19 protein-coding genes are annotated in these 19,099 nt (G+C 66.7%); 10 read left to right on the forward strand and 9 right to left on the reverse strand.

The annotated features are described in order from the left end of the window. Positions 1 to 3 precede the first annotated feature (3 nt). The 7 genes from ACFWAY_RS01165 to ACFWAY_RS01195 are packed head-to-tail and all read left to right on the forward strand — an operon-like array spanning position 4 to position 7,025. Positions 4 to 1,230: a cytochrome P450 gene (locus ACFWAY_RS01165; RefSeq protein WP_378509582.1), complete on the forward strand. Its 1,227-nt coding sequence runs from the start codon at positions 4 to 6 to the stop codon at positions 1,228 to 1,230. Continuing rightward, positions 1,223 to 2,008 (forward strand): SDR family oxidoreductase, encoded by a 786-nt coding sequence (locus tag ACFWAY_RS01170; protein WP_378509583.1) that lies wholly within the window; start codon positions 1,223 to 1,225, stop codon positions 2,006 to 2,008. Before ACFWAY_RS01165 ends, ACFWAY_RS01170 begins: the two co-directional genes overlap by 8 nt. After that, the gene (locus ACFWAY_RS01175) at positions 2,005 to 3,357 is read left to right on the forward strand and encodes a cytochrome P450 (protein ID WP_378509584.1); all 1,353 of its coding nucleotides are present in this window, start codon (positions 2,005 to 2,007) and stop codon (positions 3,355 to 3,357) included. Before ACFWAY_RS01170 ends, ACFWAY_RS01175 begins: the two co-directional genes overlap by 4 nt. After that, a complete protein-coding gene (locus ACFWAY_RS01180) occupies positions 3,357 to 3,575 on the forward strand; it encodes a ferredoxin (protein WP_378509734.1) in 219 nt (72 codons plus the stop codon). Before ACFWAY_RS01175 ends, ACFWAY_RS01180 begins: the two co-directional genes overlap by 1 nt. Further along, on the forward strand, positions 3,572 to 4,150 hold the full coding sequence (locus ACFWAY_RS01185) for a nuclear transport factor 2 family protein (RefSeq protein ID WP_378509585.1): 579 nt from the start codon (positions 3,572 to 3,574) through the stop codon (positions 4,148 to 4,150). The genes ACFWAY_RS01180 and ACFWAY_RS01185 overlap by 4 nt, the downstream gene beginning before the upstream one ends. Further along, positions 4,144 to 5,400 carry a hypothetical protein gene (locus tag ACFWAY_RS01190; RefSeq protein ID WP_378509586.1) on the forward strand — a complete coding sequence of 419 codons (1,257 nt, stop codon included), beginning with the start codon at positions 4,144 to 4,146 and terminating at the stop codon, positions 5,398 to 5,400. Before ACFWAY_RS01185 ends, ACFWAY_RS01190 begins: the two co-directional genes overlap by 7 nt. A 14-nt stretch (positions 5,401 to 5,414) precedes the next feature. Continuing rightward, a complete protein-coding gene (locus tag ACFWAY_RS01195; RefSeq protein WP_378509587.1) occupies positions 5,415 to 7,025 on the forward strand; it encodes an acyl-CoA synthetase in 1,611 nt (536 codons plus the stop codon). Positions 7,026 to 7,068: 43 nt separating this feature from the next. Here ACFWAY_RS01195 and ACFWAY_RS01200 read toward each other — a convergent pair whose 3' ends face one another. The 3 genes from ACFWAY_RS01200 to ACFWAY_RS01210 form a co-directional block, all read right to left on the reverse strand. Further along, complete coding sequence (locus tag ACFWAY_RS01200; protein WP_378509588.1) at positions 7,069 to 7,734, reverse strand: GNAT family N-acetyltransferase; 666 nt, start codon at positions 7,732 to 7,734, stop codon at positions 7,069 to 7,071. 102 nt (positions 7,735 to 7,836) lie between these two features. Next, positions 7,837 to 8,322 carry a nitroreductase family deazaflavin-dependent oxidoreductase gene (locus ACFWAY_RS01205; RefSeq protein WP_378509589.1) on the reverse strand — a complete coding sequence of 162 codons (486 nt, stop codon included), beginning with the start codon at positions 8,320 to 8,322 and terminating at the stop codon, positions 7,837 to 7,839. A 9-nt stretch (positions 8,323 to 8,331) separates the two neighbouring features. After that, on the reverse strand, positions 8,332 to 9,495 hold the full coding sequence (locus tag ACFWAY_RS01210) for a steroid 3-ketoacyl-CoA thiolase (protein WP_378509590.1): 1,164 nt from the start codon (positions 9,493 to 9,495) through the stop codon (positions 8,332 to 8,334). 160 nt (positions 9,496 to 9,655) lie between these two features. Here ACFWAY_RS01210 and ACFWAY_RS01215 point away from each other — a divergent pair, with 160 nt between their 5' ends. After that, positions 9,656 to 10,912 (forward strand): cytochrome P450, encoded by a 1,257-nt coding sequence (locus ACFWAY_RS01215; RefSeq protein WP_144285151.1) that lies wholly within the window; start codon positions 9,656 to 9,658, stop codon positions 10,910 to 10,912. Between the two features lie 86 nt (positions 10,913 to 10,998). Further along, a complete protein-coding gene (locus ACFWAY_RS01220) occupies positions 10,999 to 12,255 on the forward strand; it encodes an erythromycin esterase family protein (RefSeq protein ID WP_378509591.1) in 1,257 nt (418 codons plus the stop codon). Positions 12,256 to 12,265: 10 nt separating this feature from the next. Here ACFWAY_RS01220 and ACFWAY_RS01225 read toward each other — a convergent pair whose 3' ends face one another. Genes ACFWAY_RS01225 through ACFWAY_RS01245 form a run of 5 tightly spaced genes read right to left on the reverse strand, consistent with a single transcriptional unit; the run spans position 12,266 to position 16,803 of the window. Beyond that, positions 12,266 to 12,679: a nuclear transport factor 2 family protein gene (locus ACFWAY_RS01225; RefSeq protein ID WP_378509592.1), complete on the reverse strand. Its 414-nt coding sequence runs from the start codon at positions 12,677 to 12,679 to the stop codon at positions 12,266 to 12,268. A 10-nt stretch (positions 12,680 to 12,689) separates the two neighbouring features. Further along, positions 12,690 to 13,553 (reverse strand): TIGR03619 family F420-dependent LLM class oxidoreductase, encoded by an 864-nt coding sequence (locus ACFWAY_RS01230; RefSeq protein ID WP_378509593.1) that lies wholly within the window; start codon positions 13,551 to 13,553, stop codon positions 12,690 to 12,692. A 17-nt stretch (positions 13,554 to 13,570) separates the two neighbouring features. After that, positions 13,571 to 14,746, reverse strand: coding sequence for a thiolase domain-containing protein (locus ACFWAY_RS01235; protein WP_378450982.1), 1,176 nt, complete (start codon positions 14,744 to 14,746; stop codon positions 13,571 to 13,573). After that, a complete protein-coding gene (locus ACFWAY_RS01240; RefSeq protein WP_378450983.1) occupies positions 14,746 to 15,810 on the reverse strand; it encodes a thiolase domain-containing protein in 1,065 nt (354 codons plus the stop codon). Before ACFWAY_RS01240 ends, ACFWAY_RS01235 begins: the two co-directional genes overlap by 1 nt. Before the next feature lie 12 nt (positions 15,811 to 15,822). Then, entirely contained in the window at positions 15,823 to 16,803 is a 981-nt protein-coding gene (locus ACFWAY_RS01245) for a Zn-ribbon domain-containing OB-fold protein (protein WP_378450984.1), read from the reverse strand. Positions 16,804 to 16,882: 79 nt separating this feature from the next. Between ACFWAY_RS01245 and ACFWAY_RS01250 the strand changes: the two genes are divergently transcribed. After that, positions 16,883 to 17,920, forward strand: a complete 1,038-nt coding sequence (locus tag ACFWAY_RS01250; protein ID WP_378509594.1) for an LLM class F420-dependent oxidoreductase — start codon at positions 16,883 to 16,885, stop codon at positions 17,918 to 17,920. 72 nt (positions 17,921 to 17,992) lie between these two features. Here the strand turns inward: ACFWAY_RS01250 and ACFWAY_RS01255 are convergent, their stop codons facing one another. Continuing rightward, complete coding sequence (locus tag ACFWAY_RS01255) at positions 17,993 to 18,952, reverse strand: hypothetical protein (RefSeq protein WP_378509735.1); 960 nt, start codon at positions 18,950 to 18,952, stop codon at positions 17,993 to 17,995. Positions 18,953 to 19,099 lie beyond the last annotated feature (147 nt).

Consider the following 19,099-nt stretch of genomic DNA (forward strand, 5'->3'; position numbering starts at 1 on the left):
GCCATGACCGCAGCCTCGATGCCCGGGATGTCACACAATCCGGTGACGTTCAACCCGTACGACTATGGCTTCCACGAAGATCCGTACGTCACGTATCGAAGACTGCGGGAAGAAGCGCCCCTCTACTACAACGAGGAACTCGACTTCTGGGCGTTGTCCCGGCACGAGGACGTCGTCGCGGCGTTCCGCGACAACCAGCGCCTGTCGAGCGCGAACGGGGTGTCGCTCGACCCGGCGGCCTACGGCCCGCACGCCCACAAGACAATGTCCTTTCTCGCGCTGGATGATCCGCGGCACATGCGGATGCGGCAGTTGGTCTCTCGCGGCTTCACCCCGAGACGGGTAAACGAACTCGAGGGGCGGATCCTGGATCTGACCCGGCAATACCTCGACCCGGCGCTCGCGACGGGCGAGTTCGACTGGATCGGCGAGTTCGCCGGCAAGCTCCCGATGGACGTGATCTCGGAGCTGATGGGGGTGCCGGAGGCCGACCGCGTCGAACTCCGGCGGCTCGCCGACCTGTTGGTGCACCGCGAGGAGGGCGTCCTCGACGTGCCCCACGCCGCGATGGAGGCGTCCCTCTATCTCTTCGGCTACTACGCCGACATGCTGGCCGAGCGGCGCAGAAAACCGACCGAGGACCTCACGTCCGCCCTGCTCGAGGCGGAGATCGACGGCGACAGGCTCACCGACGACGAGATCATCGCCTTCATGTTCCTGATGGTGGTGGCGGGCAACGAGACCACCACAAAACTGCTCGGCAACGCGCTGTACTGGGGTTTCCGCTATCCGGGCCAGGCTCGGCACGTGTTCGACGATGCGAGCCGGGTGCCGGAGTGGGTGGAGGAGACCCTACGTTTCGACTCGTCCACCCAGGTAGTCGCGCGGACGGCGTCCGTGGACCTGGACTTCCACGACCGGACGATTCCCGCCGGCGACAAGGTGCTGATCCTCATCGGCTCCGCGAACCGCGACTCGGCGGTGTTCGAGGACGCCGACGAGTATCGGATCGGCAGGGACACATCCAACAAGCTCGCGAGCTTCGGCGGCGGCACCCACTTCTGCCTGGGCGCCCACATGGCGCGGCTCGAAGCGCGGATCGCGCTCACCGAACTCGTCTCCCGCATCGACGACTACGACATCGACGAGGCGAACAGTGTGCGCGTCCACTCGACGAACGTGCGCGGTTTCGCCACACTTCCCATGAAAGTGCAGGTTCGCGATGCCTAGGTTCGAGCCCAACCCGCAGCGACGCCCGTCGATCGTCGCCGGGGCCTCTTCGGGAATCGGCACGGCGACGGCCTATGCGCTGGCCGAGGCCGGTCACCCCGTCGCGCTCGGTGCCCGCCGGGTGGCCGAATGCGAGGAGATCGCGGAAAAGATCCGCAGCAACGGGGGAGAAGCGGTCGCGCACTACCTCGACGTCACCGACACCGCATCCGTCGACGACTTCGTCACCGCGGCGGAGAAAGCGCTGGGCCCCACCGAGATCGCGTTGTCGGGGGCCGGCGACCTGGAGTTCTCCGTCGCACACGAGATGGACCCCGACCAGTTCCTGGGCCAGGTCAACGTTCACCTGATCGGTGCGCAGCGTCTCGCGCACCGCATCGTTCCCGGAATGATCGAACGCAGGCGCGGAGACTTCGTCCTGATCGGATCCGATTGCGCCGACTCCCCCCGGCCCCGGATGGGCGCCTACAACGTCGCGAAGGCCGGCGTCGAAATGATGGGCCGGCAGATGCGAATGGAACTGGAAGGCACTGGCGTCCGGGCGTCGGTCGTGCGCCCGGGTCCCACCCAGACATCCATGGGGATGAACACCACCGAGGAGGTCATCGGGCCCGTCCTCGAAGACTGGGCGAAATGGGGATTCGCCCGGCACTCGTACTTCCTGCGCGCCTCTGCGATCGCGGACGCCGTGGTCGCCGCCGTCAGTGCGCCCCGTGGCGCACACATGGTGCTGATCGAGGTGCAGCCCGAGGCGCCCCTGCGAAAGGATGGAGAATGAACCTGGCTACCCCGCAACGTGTGTCCGGCGGTGAGCACGAGCACGGACATCTCGAAGAATTGCGTACCGACCCGATTGCGCTGATGCGCCGTGTCCGGGAGGAGTGCGGCAACGTCGGCGTGTTCCAGCTCGCCGACAAGAAAGTGGTGCTGCTGTCGGGCGCCGAGGCCAACGAATTCTTCTTCCGCTCCACCGACGAGGATCTCGACCAGCAGGCGGCCTACCCGTTCATGAAGCCGATCTTCGGTGAGGGAGTCGTGTTCGACGCGAGCCCCGAGCGTCGCAAGGAGATGCTGCACAACCAGGCGTTACGCGGCGAGCAGATGAAGGGCCATGCCGCGACGATCGCCCACGAGGTCGACCGCATGGTGGCGCAGTGGGGCGACGAGGGAGAGATCGATCTCCTCGAATTCTTCGCGGAGCTGACCATCTACACGTCCTCGGCCTGCCTGATCGGTACGAAGTTCCGGGAGCAGCTCGACGGCCGGTTCGCGCACCTGTACCACGAGCTCGAGCAGGGCACCGACCCCATCGCGTACGTCGACGCCTGCGCCCCGATCGAGAGCTTCCGCCGACGGGACGAGGCGAGAGTGCAGTTGGTGGCTCTCGTCCAGGAGATCATGAACGGGCGCGTCGAGAACCCTCCTCAGGGCAAGGAGGATCGGGACATGCTCGACGTGCTCGTCTCGATCAAGGACGAGGACGGCAACGAGCGCTTCACGGCGGACGAGATCACCGGCATGTTCATCTCGATGATGTTCGCCGGGCACCACACCACGTCCGGCACCGCGGCCTGGACCCTGATCGAGCTGCTGCGGCACCCGGACTACGCGAAGCAGGTGGTCGCCGAACTCGACGACCTCTATTCGGACGGCTCCGACATCAGTTTCGGGGCGCTTCGGCAGATCCCGAAACTCGAAGCGGTGCTGAAGGAGACGCTGCGGTTGCACCCGCCCCTGATCATTCTGCTGCGCGTCGCGCGGGGCGAGTTCGAGGTCGGCGGCTACCGGATCGCCGAGAACGATCTGGTGGCGGCCACGCCGGCGATCTCCAACCGGATCGCGGAGGACTTCCCGAACCCGGACACGTTCGACCCCGAGCGCTACATCGACCCCAACCAGGAAGACATCGTCAACCGCTGGACGTGGATTCCGTTCGGCGCCGGTCGGCACCGCTGCGTCGGGGCGGCGTTCGCGCTGATGCAGTTGAAGGCGATTTTCTCGATTCTCCTGCAGAACTGGGAGTTCGAGATGGCGCAACCTTCCGAGTCGTACCGCAACGATCACAGCAAGATGGTGGTGCAGCTGCAGCAGCCGTGCACGGTGAGGTACCGGAAGCGAAGCACGTGATGAAGGTCGAAGCCGATCTCGACCTGTGTCAGGGTCATGCCGTGTGCGAGATGGAGGCACCCGACGTCTTCGCCGTCCCGAAGCACGGCAAGGTCGGGATCCTCGACACCGACCCACCCGAGAACCTGCGTGCCGAAGTCGAGAGCGCCGTGCGTTTCTGCCCGACCCAGGCCCTGCGGATCCTCGCGGACGACGACTCTGAAGGAGATACCCGATGACACAGTTCGATCGAAGGATCGGCCCGGTGGCACAGTTCGATCGTGCGGAGCTCGACGAGATGGTGCAGCGCTGGGTGGACGAGAACAAGCGGTGCGAATCGCTCGGCGACTGGAAGCCGCTCGCCGAGATGTACACCGACGACGCCACGTACGGATGGAACTACGGGCCGAAGGACGACTTCATGGCCGTCGGCCGGGACGAGATCCGCGACCTGGCGCTCGGGCAGGAAATGGACGGGCTCGAGGGCTGGCAGTACCCGTACCAGCAGTTCGTCGTCGATGATCGCAGCGGCGACGTCATCGGATTCTGGAAGCAGGTGTCCGAACGCACCCGCGGCGACGGCACGCACTATCAGGTCACCGGAATCGGCGGCAGCTGGTTCCGGTACGGCGGCAACTTCCAATGGTCCTGGCAGCGTGACTTTTTCGACTTCGGCAACGTCTCGAGTCTGTTCCTCGAGATGATCACGAACAACGCGATGTCCGACGGCATGAACGTGCGGATCCAGCGCGCGACGTCCGGTCGGCTGCCGGGGTGGTATCCGGTCGGCACGGCCCCGGTCCCGCTGTGGTGAGTACAGTGAAGGTTCCGGCGTCGTTCGCCGATCTGTCCCGCGAGGATCTCGCGATTCTCGTTCCGGAACTGCTCCTGTGCGGTCATCTCATCGACCGCTCCGGTATGCCGCATCTGATCGGGGCGTTCGGTCGCGAGGGCATGACGCAGGTCGCGATCGAGGAGTGGATGGCGTCGAGTCCCCTCTACACGCGACGGATGCAACGCGCGCTGGGATTCGAGGGGGACGGCGTCGTGACGATCTTCAAGGGCCTGCAACTCGACATCGGGGCGCCGCCCCAGTTCATGGACTTCCGGTACCGCGTCACCGATCACGATCACGGCGAATTCTGGCTGGATCACTGCGGGGCGCTGATGGACGTCGAACCGATGGGCGACGAGTACGTCACGGCGATGTGCCACGACATCGAGGACCCGACGTTCGACGCCACCGCCCTGGCCACCAACCCGCACGCGCGGGTGCGTCCCGTGCACCGTCCGCCCCGCAGACCTGCGGACCGGACACCGCACTGCCTCTGGACGGTCACCATCGACGACGCCCACGTGCCACCGCCGATTCCGGACGGGCTGGTGACGGTGGGGAAGTCGAGGGCGGCGACGGTCGAGTTGTCGCCGATCGACAGCGGCGGGCCGGGACGGCCCGACTACGCGGGCGCGCTCCTGAATGATCTGCGGTTCCGGGACTTCTCCCATTCGGCTCTGACCCGGACGGCGGAGGAGGTGTGCGTGCAGCAGCACCTGCTGACCCTCGGTTTCCTGCTCGCGGTGCGGGCCCGCACCGATGCCGCGGCCGCGCTCGACATCGCCCGCAAGCAACTCACGGGCATCGCCGGCCTCACGTCGGAGCGGATCCGGAACGCGCTCGGGCTGCCCGCGGATCTCGAGGGTCTCGCCGTCGTCCTCGCCGTGCATCCGGCGCTCAATCCCCGTCAGTACGTGGACGTCACGGTCACCCTCGGCGACCGCATGCTGCTGACCCTCGGCCGGGACTGCGGAGCCGGGGAGGACGGGGCGTGGCCGTCCATGATCGACGCCGAGCACCTCGGGCCGTTGACTGCGCTCGTGCGCGGGGTATCGCCGCGCTTCGCGGTGCAGGTGGTCGAGGAGACTGATGCGGCGCTCACCGTGGAGGTCGTGATCGGTGAGCCGCCCGCGAAGGAGGCGCCCGAGGTCGCGCTCACCCGGTTCAGCACAGGAGCCGACTTCGCGTTCACCGATCGAGGAATACCCCTACCACTCACAGTCGTCTGAGAGAGGACGCCTCCGTGGCCTACAACCTTGCAGACCTCTTCGAGCATTCCGTCGATGCGATGCCGGAACGGGTCGCGCTGATCTGCGGCGCCCGTCGCGTCACCTACCGGGAACTGGAGGACAGCGCCAACAGGCTTGCCCACCACTTCCGCGGTGCCGGGCTGACCGTCGATTCGCACATCGGCGTGCACCTGCACAACTCCATCGAGACCATGGAGACGTTGCTGGCGGCGTACAAGATTCGCGCGGTCCCGATCAACATCAACTACCGCTACACCAGCGACGAACTCGCCTACGTCTACGGCAACGCGGAACTCGACGCCGTGGTCCACCATCGGATCTACTCGCCGCGCATCGCGGAGGTCCTGCCCTCGCTGCCGAGGATCCGGCACACCGTCGTCGTCGAGGACGATCTCGGCGGCGCCGGTGTGCCCAGCGATTCGGTGCCGTACGAGGAGGCGCTGTCCGGCAGTGGCGACCGGGACTTCGGCGAACGCAGCCCCGAAGACCTGTTCATCATGTACACCGGCGGCACAACCGGTCGTCCCAAGGGTGTGGTGTGGACGCACGAGGCAATCTGGCGCGTCCTCGCGGGCGGTCTCGACTTCTACACCGGTGAGGCGATCGACGACGAGTACCAGCAGTCGCGGGTCGGGTCGCAGGGTGAGCCGACCCTGTGGTTCGCGTTGCCGCCGTTGATCCACGCGGCCGCGATGATGCCGACGTTCACCGCGCTGTTCAGCGGAAACACCGTGCTGCTCGAATCGAAGTTCGATGCCGACCGGACGTGGGAGCTCGTCGAGCGGCACAGGGTGCAGATCCTCATCATCACCGGCGACGCGATGGGGCGGCCGCTGATCGAGGCGCATCAGCCGTCGCGCACCGACACGTCGAGCCTGGGTGTGGTGGCATCCGGGGCCGCGCTGTTCTCACCGGTGATCAAGGACGCCTTCCTCGAGGCGTTCCCGGGACTACTGGTTTCCGATTCGATCGGCGCGTCGGAAACGGGCTTCGGCGGAATCGGTTTCGCGACCAAAGGGGAAAAGCAGGTGGGTGGGCCCCGGGTGCCTGCCGGACGGTACGCCCTGGTGATCGACGAGGACGACGTTCCCGTCGAGCCGGGGTCGGGGAAGGACGGTTGGTTCGCGAAGGGCGGGTACGTTCCCCTCGGCTACTACAACGACCCGGAGAAGACCCGCGAGATCTTCCGGGATGTCGACGGGCGACCCGTCGTCGTCACCGGCGACCGCGCACGGATCGAGGCCGACGGATCGATCACCCTGCTCGGCCGCGGCAACATGGTGATCAACACCGGCGGCGAGAAGGTGTTCGCCGAGGAGGTCGAGAGCGCGGTGAAGGCGTACCGCGACGTGTACGACGCCATCGTGGTCGGCGTCCCCGACGAACGGTGGGGGCACCGGGTCTCCGCGGTCGTGCAGGCGCGCGACGGTCGGGGCGTCGACTTCGCCGGGCTCGAGGAACACGTGCGGCAGAGCCTGGCCGGCTACAAGATTCCACGCCTCGTGTGGGTGGAAGACACCGTCCAGCGGACACCGAGCGGCAAGCCCGACTACCGCTGGGCCCAGGGCGTCACCAAGCAGCGCGACCCCGACCACCGCACGTGAGTGGCGAAGCGTGCTCCCGCACGCATCGCCACTCACGTGCGGGTCAGGCGGGAGCGCGGACGACCAGGACCGTTCCCGGGAATTCCGCGGCGAGTTCCTGACGGCTGTGCTTCACGGCCGCGGTGCCGTAGCCCTTCTTCCGGGCGTCGGGGGAGATCCAGATGGCCACGTCGACCTCGCGTCCCGACAGTTCACCGAACACCATGCCGACGGGCGTGTTCTCCGTGGTGTCCTCACACACGAACCATGCGGCGGACTCGTCGTCGACACGGCTCAGGCCTTCCGTGCGTTCCTTCTCGACCCGCTCCTCGGACCACTGCGTGCCCGCATCGTCGATCTGCTCGACGCAGCGGCGCCGGAACAGGTCGGCGTCTTCCTCGGTTTCGGTGAACGGACGGAGGCGGAAGTTCCGCCCGGTGCTCGCTGGCCGGTCCGTCGACGTCCACTCCAGCGTGGCGTCGAGGTCCTCCAGTTCCGTCTGGATGCGGAGCCGTTCGACCTTGGTGAGACGGCGGAACGTCAGGTTGAGGACGGCTTCCGCGTACGCCTCGGAGGTCTCGAGGAGTCCGGCGACGGTGGTGAGGGCCTCGGCGTGGTCCTCGCTGTCGACGATGGCGTCGAGAACCTCGTGGCGCTGCTCGAGTGCACGCAGCAGGACCGCGGTGAGCTCTCGACGGTCGTGTATCCGATCTTGAACCTGTGTACTCATGTCTGCAATTCCTCGCCCTCGGCCGTCGTACAAGTCCGTACGCGTCAATACTGCAAGATGTCCTCCGACAAGGCACCCGTTACCCGACGGTACATACAAGTGCTATCGACGGTCGCAGACGACGACGGGGATCGTGCGGTCGGTCCAGGCCTGGTAATTGTCGAAATCCGGATACATGTCGACGAGCCGCGGCCACAGGCGCGCGCGTTCCTCGGGATCCGCCACGTGGGCGGTCATCGGCCGAACCCGCGACTTCACCTGGACGGTCACGTCGGGGTTCGCGCGCAGGTTGAGGTACCACATCGGGTGCTTCGGGAGGCCGCCCTGCGAGGCGACGAGGATGATGCGGTCGCCGTCCTCGAGGAACAGCAGCGGGCTGATCCGCGGCTCGCCGCTCTTCCGTCCGGTGGTGGTGAGCAGGCAGACGGGCAACCCGCGGGGGAAGGCGCTGCCCACCCGCCACTTGCTGCCCAGTCGCCCGCCAGTCCGCCGGTACAGCACGACGTTGATCTTCGACATCCACTTGATGAAGGAGACCGTCCACTTCGAGTCGAGGCCGGGCGGTCGGGCGGGGGCGGGTGCGTTCATCGGCAGATCCTAGATCCGCTCGATGATGGTGCCGGTGGCCAGCGCGCCGCCGGCGCACATCGTGATCAGTGCCGTCGACCCGTCGGTGCGCTCGAGTTCGTGCAGCGCGGTGGTGATGAGTCGAGACCCGGTGCTGCCCACGGGATGTCCGAGTGCAAGCGCACCGCCGTTGACGTTGACCCTGTCCATGTCGGGCTCGTGCACCGACGCCCACGACAGCAGCACCGAGGCGAACGCCTCGTTGACCTCGAACAGGTCGAGGTCGCCGATCTTCATGCCGCTGCGTTCGAGGACGCGCGCCGTGGCCTGGACGGGCCCGTCGAGGTGGAATTCGGGTTCGGAGCCGACGAGCGCCTGGGAGATGATGCGGGCCCGGGGCTTCAGGCCGAGCGCGCGTGCCCTGGCCTCGTCCATCAGCATGACGGCGGCGGCGCCGTCGGAGATCTGCGAGGACGTGCCCGCCGTGTGGATGCCGCCCTCGAGAACGGGCTTCAGCTTGGCGAGCGACTCCGCGGTGGTGTCGCGCAGACCCTGATCGCGCGTCACGACCCGGGTTTCGCCGGTGAGGTTGCCTTCCTTGTCCACGACGGGTGCGGTCACCTGCAACACTTCCCGGTCGAAACGCCCTTCGTCCCAGGCCTGCTTGGCTCGTGCCTGTGAACGGACTCCGAGGGCCTCGACGTCGGCCCGGGTGATTCCGCGGCGACGGGCGATGCGCTCGGCGGCCTCGAACTGGTTGGGCATGTCGATGTCCCAGTCGGCGGGCCTGCGCGGCCCGGCGTTCTCGCCGACGTTCGCACCGAGCGGCACCTGGCTCATCGCTTCGATGCCGCAGGCGATTCCGACGTCGATCGCGCCGATGGCGATCAGGCCTGCGATCAGGTGGTTGGCCTGCTGGGCGGAGCCGCACTGGCAGTCGATCGTGGTGGCGCCGACCTGCCAGGGCAAGCCGGCATGCAGCCACGCGGTCCGGGTGATGTTGTTCGACTGCGCACCGGCCTGGGTGACGCAACCGCCGATCACCTGCTCCACCAGTTCGGGGTCGATGCCGGAGCGGTCGAGGATGCCCCGCTGAGCGGCGCCAAGGACCTCGGCGGCGTGCAATCCGGACAGCCAGCCACCGCGCTTTCCGATCGGGGTGCGTACTGCCTCGACGATTACTGGTGTGCCCACGGTGGGCTCCTTTCCTTGTCCTCAGAAAATAGAACAGGTTCTGCTGTCCGGGCAAGGTCTGAATGAGCTTTCCTTTGCTAGTCGCCCGGCTTGTGCTTCAATGCTAGTAGAACGTGTTCCACATCACGGAGTGGTGTATGGCTTAGGGCAGGAGACAGCAGTGGCGCAGCCCAATCTTCCAGAGGGTTTCGACTTCACCGACCCGGACATCTACGCAGAGCGCATCCCCTACCAGGAGTTCGCCGAACTGCGGAAGACTGCCCCGATCTGGTGGAACCCGCAGCCGCCGGAGATCGGTGGCTTCCACGACGACGGCTACTGGGTCGTCAGCAAGCTCGAGGACGTCAAGGAGGTGTCGCGGCGCAGCGACGTCTTCTCCACACACGAGAACACCGCGATCGTGCGCTTCGCCGACGACATTCCGCGCGAGAACATCGAGATGCAGCGTTTCATCCTCATCAACAAGGACGCTCCCGAGCACACCAAGCTCCGCAAGCTCGTCTCCCGCGGTTTCACGCCCCGCGCGATCAACAGCCTGCGCGAAGAACTCACCGAGCGCGCCGAGAAGATCGTGAAGGAGGCCGCCGAATCGGGGGCCGGCGACTTCGTCACCCAGGTGGCGTGTGAGCTTCCGCTGCAGGCGATCGCCGAACTGCTCGGTGTGCCGCAGGAGGATCGCCTGAAGGTCTTCGACTGGTCGAATCAGATGACGGGCTACGACGACCCCGAACTGGACATCGACCCGCAGGCCGCGTCGATGGAGATCCTCGGCTACGCGTACCAGATGGCGGACGAGCGCAAGAAGTGCCCCGCCGACGACATCGTCACGACGCTGATCGAAGCGGATATCGATGGAAATGAGCTTTCTCCCGAGGAATTCGGCTTCTTCGTGATCCTGCTGGCGGTCGCCGGCAACGAGACCACTCGCAATGCCATCACACACGGCATGATGGCGTTCCTGGACCATCCCGATCAGTGGGAGCTCTACAAGAAGGAGCGCCCCAAGACGGCAGCGGACGAGATCGTCCGGTGGGCGACCCCGGTCAACTCGTTCCAGCGCACCGCACTGGAAGACACCGAACTCGGCGGAGTGCAGATCAAGAAGGGGCAACGAGTCGTAATGTTGTACGGCTCCGCCAATTTCGACGAGGACGCGTTCGAGAACCCGGAGAAGTTCGACATCATGCGGGAGAACAACCCGCACGTCGGCTTCGGCGGCACCGGTGCCCACTTCTGCCTCGGGGCCAACCTCGCGCGACTCGAGATCGACCTGATCTTCAATGCGATTGCGGATCACCTGCCCGATATCAGTAAGCTGGGAGATCCGCGGCGCTTGCGCTCGGGCTGGCTCAACGGTATCAAGGAATTTCAGGTCGATTACAAGACTGCGTCAGGCGGTTGCCCGGTCAGACACTGACCCCCTGATTCAGCGGCGTCGGAGGGCACCCTCATCCTCTCCGACGCCGCTGTTCTCTTTCTGTCCGAGGAAGGTGGGAGTAGGTCGTGACTGTGCGGTCCATCGTCCACGACCTGGGTGGCAGGTTCTCGGCGGCGGGAGACCCGGCCGTCACCGCTGCCCTCGGCGCATTCCTCCGCCGACTGGACCCCGCGCCCCGCCTCCTCGGGTTCGGCGAGCCCATGCACGGGGAAGAGAGCTTCCTGCTGCTCCGCAATCAGATGTTCCGGTTCCTCGTCGAACACGAGGGCTATCGATCCATCGCGATCGAAAGCAGTTGCCTGAAAGGGATACTCGTCGACGCCTTCGTGCGGGGTGCGGACCGCCGGCCGCTCGACGACGTCATGGAGCACGGTTTCAGCCACGGCTTCGGTGAGTCCCGGGCGAACCGCGACCTGATCGAGTGGATGGCCGAATACAACCGTCGACGCGAACCGGACGAGCAGCTCCGATTCTTCGGATTCGACGCCCCCATCGAGATGACGTCCGCGGACAGCCCGAGGCAGGCCCTGACCTTCCTCGACACCTACCTGCGGACCCACCTCGACGAGCAGGATCTGCCCTGCACTCCGGACAGGATCTCCGCACTGATCGGCGACGACGACCGCTGGAGCAACCCGGCCGTCGCCATGGACCCGGCCCAGGCCGTCGGTGCCACTCCCGAGGCCGTCGAGTTGCGTCTCATCGCGGACGACCTGATGTCGCTGCTCGCGTCGCAGGCGCCTCGCCTCGTCGACGAAGGCACGCGAGACGAATTGTGGGAGGCCGAGCTTCACGGTCGCGTCGCCACCCGCCTGCTCAGCTATCACGCGGGAATGGCAGAGAACTCTCCACGCCGAATCACGAGGCTCCTGGGAATCCGCGACACCCTCATGGCGGACAACCTGTCCGCGCTGGTGCAGAGGGAGGCCGACCGAGGCCCGACGTTCGTCTTCGCTCACAACGGCCATCTGTCGAAAGGGCAAACCCATTGGAATCTCGCCGGACTGCATCTGCACTGGTGGTGCGCCGGCGCCCACCTGCGCCTGCGGCTCGCGGACGCCTACACGGTCATCGGTGGGGCCGTCGGGGAGGTGCCCGGCCACGGCATCGGAACGCCGCCACCCGACACCGTCGAGGGCCGACTCTTTGCCGTGGGGGAGAGCTGTCTCGTACCGGCCGCGCCGGTGGCCCGCAGGATCGGAGACGTGGAGAAGCGTGCCGACCCGTGGGGCAACTCCACGTACTTCCCGCTGGATCCCGCCGGCCTCGGCGAACTCGACGCGATCCTGTTCCTCCGGCACATCGACGACGCCGACACGTGATTTGGGGCGTTCAGGCCTTGCGCAGTGTCTTCATCGCCCGCTCGACCTCCCAGAAGGCCCGCAGGGACGTGATCTTGCCGTCCTCGTTCACGCGGTAGATGAACACGCCCTCGGCGTCGATCCGAGATCCCGCCACCGTGGACCGGATGGTCCCGATGTTCACGTTCTCGTTCCCGCACACCAGTGAATCGGTGATGAGGAACTCGAGCGATTCGGTGGTCGCGATCGTCATGTCGTAGAACCGGGAGATCGCGTCGAGCCCGCGGTGACCCTTGCCTTCGGGGTCGAAACCCGAAGGGCCGACCGGGTCTTCGACAACCGCGTCGTCGGCGAACAGGGCCAGCCACTCGTCCTTGCGCCTGCCGCTGGCCGCCTCACGGGAAGCCTGCCCGGCGAGGCGGGCGGGATGGTCGGTCATCGTCATGTCCACACCCCTATCCGATGTACTGGTCGGCGAACTTGCGCAGCGAATCCTGCTTGGCCTCGAGTGGTCCGTCGAAGCCGATGCCGTCGAAGACCCACGGGACGACGATCGTGTCGGTCACTCCGGCATCCGCCAATTCGGCGTAGCCGTCCTTGCCGAAACGGTCGATGCACACGGTCTGGATCTCGTAGGGCAGATCGGCTCGGCCGTACTCCTGCCGGAGTTCCCGCAATCGTGCGATGACCTGGACGAGATCGTCGAACTTGATCATCGCGGACGTCCAGCCGTCGCCCACCCGGGCGGCGCGTCGAAGCGCGACGTCGGTGTGTCCGCCGACGTAGAACGGCACCGGCTTCGTCGGCGCCGGGCTCATCTGCAGGCGGTCGAAGTCGAAGAACTCGCCGTGGTATTCCACCATCCCGCCGCCGAGGATCAGCTTGATGACGTCGATCATCTCGTCGACGCGTGCACCGCGCTTCTCGTACGGCGCTCCGCACCATTCGAATTCCTCGGGTGCCCAGCCGATCCCGACGCCGAATCCGAACCGGTTGCCGATGAGGTTGGCGACCGAACCCACCTGGCGGGCGAGGAGTACCGGGTTGCGGGAGCCCAGTTTGAGGACCTGGGTGTAGAACTCGATCTTCGACGTCACCGCACCCATCGCGGCCGCCGCGATCAGCGGATCCACCCACGGGGTTTCCTCGTTCCACATCCGCGAGCCGTCCGGCGTGTACGGGTAGTCGGCGCTCTGCTTCTCCATGAAGAACAGTGAGTCGGGAAGTGCAATGGACGAGAATCCGCACTCCTCGGCTGTTTTCGCGAGAGCCGGCAGTTGGTCGAGGGGATTCATGGCGATGCCGACGGTGAACTTCATCGGTGATGTCCCTACTACTAGTTGTTCGGCCGGTCGGAACCGACCACCCACATCGAGAAGTACTGCGAACCGCCGCCGTAGGCGTGGCCGAGTGCCTTGCGTGCGTCCTTCACCTGATGATCGCCGGCGCGGTGCATCACCTGCATCGCCGACTCGGCGAACCGGATCATGCCCGAGGCGCCGATGGGGTTGGACGACAGAACGCCGCCGGACGCGTTGAGGGGCAGCCTGCCCCCGATCGCGGTCTCGCCCGCCTCGGTGAGCTTCCAGCCCTCACCCTCGGAGACGAAGCCCAGATTCTCGAGCCACATCGGTTCGAACCAGGAGAAGGGGACGTAGATTTCGGCCACGTCGATCTCGTCGAGCGGATCCTTGATGCCCGCGGCCTTCCACAGTGCGGCCGCGGCGTCCCGGCCGGCCTGCGGATTCACCTGGTCGCGTCCCGCGAACGTGGTGGGCTCGGTGCGCATCGCGGTGGCGTGAATCCAGGCCACCTCACGCCCGTCAGCCGTGACCTGCTCGGCGGCTTCCTCGTTGCCGATCACCATCGCGCAGGCGCCGTCCGAGGACGGACAGGTCTCGTCGTAACGGATGGGATCCCACAGCATCTGCGAGGCCTGCACGGATTCGAGCGTGATGTCGGGTTGCTTGAGGTGGGCGTACGGGTTCAGGCTGCCGTTCAACCGGTCCTTCACCGCCACCATCGCGCCGATGTGATCGGGTGCGCCCGACCGCCGGATGTACGAGCGGACGTGCGGGGCGAAGTATCCGCCCGCGCCCGCGCCGACCGGCATGTGGAACGGAATGGGGGTGGACAGCGCCCACATTGCGTTCGACTCGGACTGCTTTTCCCACGCCACCGTCAGCACCCGCTTGTGCACTCCCGACTTCACGAGGCTCGACGCGACCACCGCGGTCGAGCCACCGACCGAGCCCGCGGTGTGCACGCGCAGGAGTGGTTTGCCGTTCGCGCCGAGCGCGTCCGACATCGCGAGTTCCGGCATCATCGAGCCCTCAAACAGGTCGGGGGCCTTCCCGATCACGACCGCGTCGATGTCGTCCCAGCCCACCCGCGCGTCTTCCATCGCGCGGTCGATCGCCTCGCGAACCAGCCCCGCCATGGACACGTCGTGCCGCTTCGCCACGTAGTGCGTCTGACCGGTGCCGAGCACCGCGGCCACTTGATTCGCCATCAGTTGCGTCCCTCCAAGACTGCGACCAGATTCTGTTGCAGCACAGCACCACTCGTAGCGTGCGCCAGCGTGCGCCCGGCGTTGCCGTCCATGATGGCCTTGGCTGCGTAACCTATGCGTTCCAGACCGGCGGAGAACATCGGGTTCCCGCTCAGCGGGCCACCCGACGGGTTGATCACCGTCGCGTCGGACAGTCCGATCGCCTCGCGGAGGATCAGTTCCTGATGGGTGAACGGTCCGTGCAGTTCGGCCACGTCGATTCCGCCGACGTCCCCTCCGGTGGCAGCGCGGGCGGAGGCCGTCGTCGACGGCGAGACCGTCAGGTCGCGGGCGCCGAAGTTCGGGGAATCGATCCGATGCTCGATCCCGGTGATCCACGCCGGCCGCTCGCACAGCTCGCGGGCACGATCGCCGGCGGCGAGCACGACAGCGGCGGCTCCGTCCGTGATCGGTGCGCAGTCGTGGGCGCGCAACGGATCCGCGACGAACGGGCTGGCGAGCAGCGCGTTGATGTCGACGTGCCCCGCCAGCTGGGTGTTCGGGTTGCTCTCGGCCGCGGCCCGGCTGCGCGCGGCCACGGCCGCCATCTCCTCGGAGGTCCACTTCCCGGCATCGAGTCCGAGGCGGGCCTGCAGTCCGGCGAGCGACACGGAGTCGAGGGCGAGTGGTGCGACGAGGTAGGGGTCGAGTTGCATCGACAGGATCTTGCGGAGGTTGCCCGCCGACGACTTCCCGAAGCCGTAGACGAGGGCGGTGTCGACCTCGCCGGTCATGATCTTGATCCAGGCCTCGTAGAACGCCCACGCCGCATCCATCTCGACGTGCGACTCGTTGATCGGCGGTACCGCCCCGATCGAGTCGACGGCGGAGATGAACGAGAACGAACGTCCGGCCAGGTAGTCCGACGACCCCGAACACCAGAAACCGATGTCGGACTTCGTGATTCCGAGCTCCTCGTACAGCTGCTGGAAGCAGGGGACCAGCATCTCGACGCCGTTGGTGGTGCCGGTGGTCTCGCGCACGTGCGGTGCGTGCGCGAACCCGACGACTGCGATATCTGTCATTGTGCCGCGCCCTTACAGGTGGTGTTTGTAGGTGTCGTACTCGGCGTCGGGCTCGCCCGTCGGCCTGAAGTACTCGATGTTCTCGAGGGTGTAGCCCCACTCCTCGCGCGGCTTCCACTTGGCCTCCACGCGCATGCCCATCCGCACGTCGGCGGCGTCGCAGTCGAGGATCAGGTGCAGGAACGCGATGTCCGCGCCGTCGAGCAGCACGTAGGCGGCGACGTACGGCGGCTTGATCCGCTGTCCGAGGAACGGGACGTTCACGATGCAGAACGTGGTGACGATGCCCCTGTCGGGCAGTTCCACCTGCTCCTTCGTCGGGATGCCGTCGGTGGGGTTGGCGCTGCGCGGCGGGATGTACACCTTGCCGTCCGGTCCGGTGCGGCCACCGATCAGCTTGCCCGCCTTCAGCCCTCGGAGGTAGTAGCTCTCCTCTGCGGAGGCGGAGTGCATGTAGTCGAGATCGATCGGCGTCGTGACCATCGTGACCGGTTCCGACTCCGTGGTCGGTTCGGGTTCGCCCGTCGACTCCCCGGGCTCGAAGCACACGATGTCCTGGATGCGCCCGACGCGCTCCTGCGCCCATCTCGCCCGGACCCGCATACCCGTGCTCATTGCGGCGGGGGAGCCGACGTCCACGGCGTGCACCAGGGACGTGTCGGCGCCGTCGAGCTTGATCAGCGCCCACGCGAAGGGCGTGCTGAGTGGCTGTCCGGCAATCGGTTCCGGCATCCACGTCCAGCTCACCACGGTCCCGGCGTCGGAAACCCCGACGAAGTCGGTGAGAGGTTCGGCGGTGTTCGGGTCGAATTCGGGCGGTGGGACGTAGACGCGTCCGTCCGAGCCGCGGGCGCCGATGACCTTGCGGTCGCGCAGCGCGGTCACGAAGGCTCCGATGGTCGGACCCACCGATCGGGTGTAGTCGAATTGAAGTTTCAGCGGGGCGCTCAACGGTTCGTTCGAGAATTTTTCGGCCACCGCGCTCTTTCCCATGCTCACAACTTCGAGTAGAACAGGTTCTAGTGTTTGTGGCAAGGGTCACTTCTGACGACGGTCGATGCGGAGGCACACGATGAAGCTCGGGTTGCAACTGGGATACTGGGGCGCACAGCCGCCGGCGAATGTCCCGGAGTTGATCGCCGCGGCAGAAGCCGAGGGATTCGACGCCGTCTTCGCCGCCGAATCGTGGGGCTCCGACGCCTTCACCCCCCTCGCCTGGTGGGGTTCGAGCACCGAACGCGTCCGTCTGGGCACGTCCGTCGTACAGATCTCCGCGCGCACACCCACCAGCACCGCCATGCACGCACTCACCCTCGACCACCTCAGCGGCGGCCGGGCGATCCTCGGGCTCGGCGTCTCCGGGCCGCAGGTCGTCGAGGGGTGGTACGGGCAGCCGTTCACGAAACCGCTCGCCCGCACCCGCGAGTACGTCTCCATCGTCCGGAAGGTGCTGTCGCGGGAGGAACCCGTCACCAGCGACGGACCGCACTTCCCGCTGCCCTACACCGGGCCGGGCAGCACCGGTCTCGGGAAGCCGCTCAAGCCGATCACCCATCCGCTGCGCGCCGACATCCCCATCTGGCTCGGCGCCGAAGGTCCGAAGAACGTCGCGCTCACCGCCGAAATCGCCGACGGCTGGCTCGCCATCTACTACTCACCCCGCCTCGCCCCCCTGTACAACGAATGGCTCGACGAGGGCTTCGCCCGCCCCGGCGCCCGTCGCAGCCGCGAAGACTTCGAAGTCGCGGCCACCTGTCAGGTGATCGTCACCGACGACCGCGCCGCCGCCATCGCCGGCCTCAAGCCCATCACCGCTCTGTACGTCGGCGGCATGGGCGCCCCCGAACTCAACTTCCACGCCCAGGTCTACACCCGCATGGGCTACGGCTCGCAGGTCGAGGAAATCGGGCGCCTCTTCCGCGCAGGCCGCAAGGACGAGGCCGCCGCCGTCGTCCCCGACGAGATGGTCACCGAGACCATGATCATCGGCAACGTCGACGAAGTCCGCGCCGACGTCAAACGCTGGGCCGACGCCGGCGTCACCATGCTCCTCGTCTCCTGCCGCGACGCCGACCACGTCCGCGAACTGTCCGCGGCGGTCCTCGGCTGACCCCCGATCTAGGCTGACCCCTGCAGCGGGCGAATGTACCTTTCGGCGTACCTGAGGCGTTGAACGGTCCATTCACCCGGGCGCTCCGAGCATCCGGACCTCCGGCCGGGGCCGCGACGACGCCAGTTGGTGGTGCGACCGGAGGTCGGCGATCACGCGGTCGGGGTCGTCGCGGATAGCGCTCGGTAGCGTCGGCAGCACGATGATGCCGTGGTTCTGCATCCGGGTGCGGCGCTCGACGGTCGATTTGTACGCCGCCGGTGCCAGATGCCAGTCGAGTGAGTCGATGTCCCAGGCGAACGCGACCTCGTCGATCCAGCCGTCCGGCATGGCGATGAACTGCCCGGCGGCGTCGACGATCTTGCGGTTGAAGACCATTCGGGGCAGTCCGCTGCGCAACCACAGTCGGCGGGCTTCGGCCTCGGACACCGAGTGGACGTCGGCGCTCACTTCGCGCAGCACCGTCCGGGGGAGTGCTGCGCCCCGCCCGCTACCCGAGTCCAACTCCGCGATCAGCTCGGCGACGCTCACCTCGCCTCGCTGGACCACCTCGGCGATGAGGGATCGAGTGCTGTCCAGGGTGCGGCACCGTCGCGCCGCATCGAGCAACGCGCGCGGAAGCGGAGCGCACGGAAGACCGTTGCGCGTCACCGGCACCGGCAACCGCGTCGTACGTTCGACGAGAACGAAGCCCGTGGACTGCACGCGCCGATGCGTGGCGATCAGAACATGGGCATCCCCGGAGTACGACGTGCCGTAACCGTATTCGTGCAGCGCTGCACGCCCCGTGAGGACTGCCTTCTCGCCGCTGAGCACGATCGCGGCCACCGCACGCTGACGCGCGGTCGGTCGGCCGTTGCCGAGCATCACGACACCCGGAAGGATGCGTTGCCACGGCCCGCCCGGACGGCAGCGGGCGTCGATCGCCGAATTCGACACACCCCACTGCCTCAACTCGGCGGTGCGGATGATTCCGGACCGGCTCACTCCGTACAGGTCTTCGAGGCGATGCCCCCACTCTCCCCGTCGCATGGAGTCGATGATGACGCACCCGATGTCGGCGGCAGGTCTGGTCACGAGGCGATTTGGTGAGGCCTGTGGATAAGTAGGGGCTGTGGATAACCCTCGCACCCTGGGCGAATGTACCTCTCGGCGCCTCAGACGCGCCGAAAGGTACAT

Origin of the sequence: Rhodococcus sp. NPDC059968 (assembly GCF_042738615.1) — a bacterium.
In the GTDB taxonomy this organism is placed as follows: Bacteria; Actinomycetota; Actinomycetes; order Mycobacteriales; family Mycobacteriaceae; genus Rhodococcus_F.

Excerpts from the sequence above, each read along its gene's own strand:
- ACFWAY_RS01165 (WP_378509582.1), top strand. The coding sequence starts at position 4 with ATGACCGCAGCCTCGATGCCCGGGATGTCACACAATCCGGTGACGTTC.
- ACFWAY_RS01170 (WP_378509583.1), top strand. The coding sequence starts at position 1,223 with ATGCCTAGGTTCGAGCCCAACCCGCAGCGACGCCCGTCGATCGTCGCC.
- ACFWAY_RS01175 (WP_378509584.1), top strand. The coding sequence starts at position 2,005 with ATGAACCTGGCTACCCCGCAACGTGTGTCCGGCGGTGAGCACGAGCAC.
- ACFWAY_RS01180 (WP_378509734.1), top strand. The coding sequence starts at position 3,357 with ATGAAGGTCGAAGCCGATCTCGACCTGTGTCAGGGTCATGCCGTGTGC.
- ACFWAY_RS01185 (WP_378509585.1), top strand. The coding sequence starts at position 3,572 with ATGACACAGTTCGATCGAAGGATCGGCCCGGTGGCACAGTTCGATCGT.
- ACFWAY_RS01200 (WP_378509588.1), bottom strand. The coding sequence starts at position 7,734 with ATGAGTACACAGGTTCAAGATCGGATACACGACCGTCGAGAGCTCACC.
- ACFWAY_RS01205 (WP_378509589.1), bottom strand. The coding sequence starts at position 8,322 with ATGAACGCACCCGCCCCCGCCCGACCGCCCGGCCTCGACTCGAAGTGG.
- ACFWAY_RS01225 (WP_378509592.1), bottom strand. The coding sequence starts at position 12,679 with ATGACGATGACCGACCATCCCGCCCGCCTCGCCGGGCAGGCTTCCCGT.
- ACFWAY_RS01230 (WP_378509593.1), bottom strand. The coding sequence starts at position 13,553 with ATGAAGTTCACCGTCGGCATCGCCATGAATCCCCTCGACCAACTGCCG.
- ACFWAY_RS01235 (WP_378450982.1), bottom strand. The coding sequence starts at position 14,746 with ATGGCGAATCAAGTGGCCGCGGTGCTCGGCACCGGTCAGACGCACTAC.
- ACFWAY_RS01240 (WP_378450983.1), bottom strand. The coding sequence starts at position 15,810 with ATGACAGATATCGCAGTCGTCGGGTTCGCGCACGCACCGCACGTGCGC.
- ACFWAY_RS01245 (WP_378450984.1), bottom strand. The coding sequence starts at position 16,803 with ATGGGAAAGAGCGCGGTGGCCGAAAAATTCTCGAACGAACCGTTGAGC.
- ACFWAY_RS01250 (WP_378509594.1), top strand. The coding sequence starts at position 16,883 with ATGAAGCTCGGGTTGCAACTGGGATACTGGGGCGCACAGCCGCCGGCG.
- ACFWAY_RS01255 (WP_378509735.1), bottom strand. The coding sequence starts at position 18,952 with ATGCGACGGGGAGAGTGGGGGCATCGCCTCGAAGACCTGTACGGAGTG.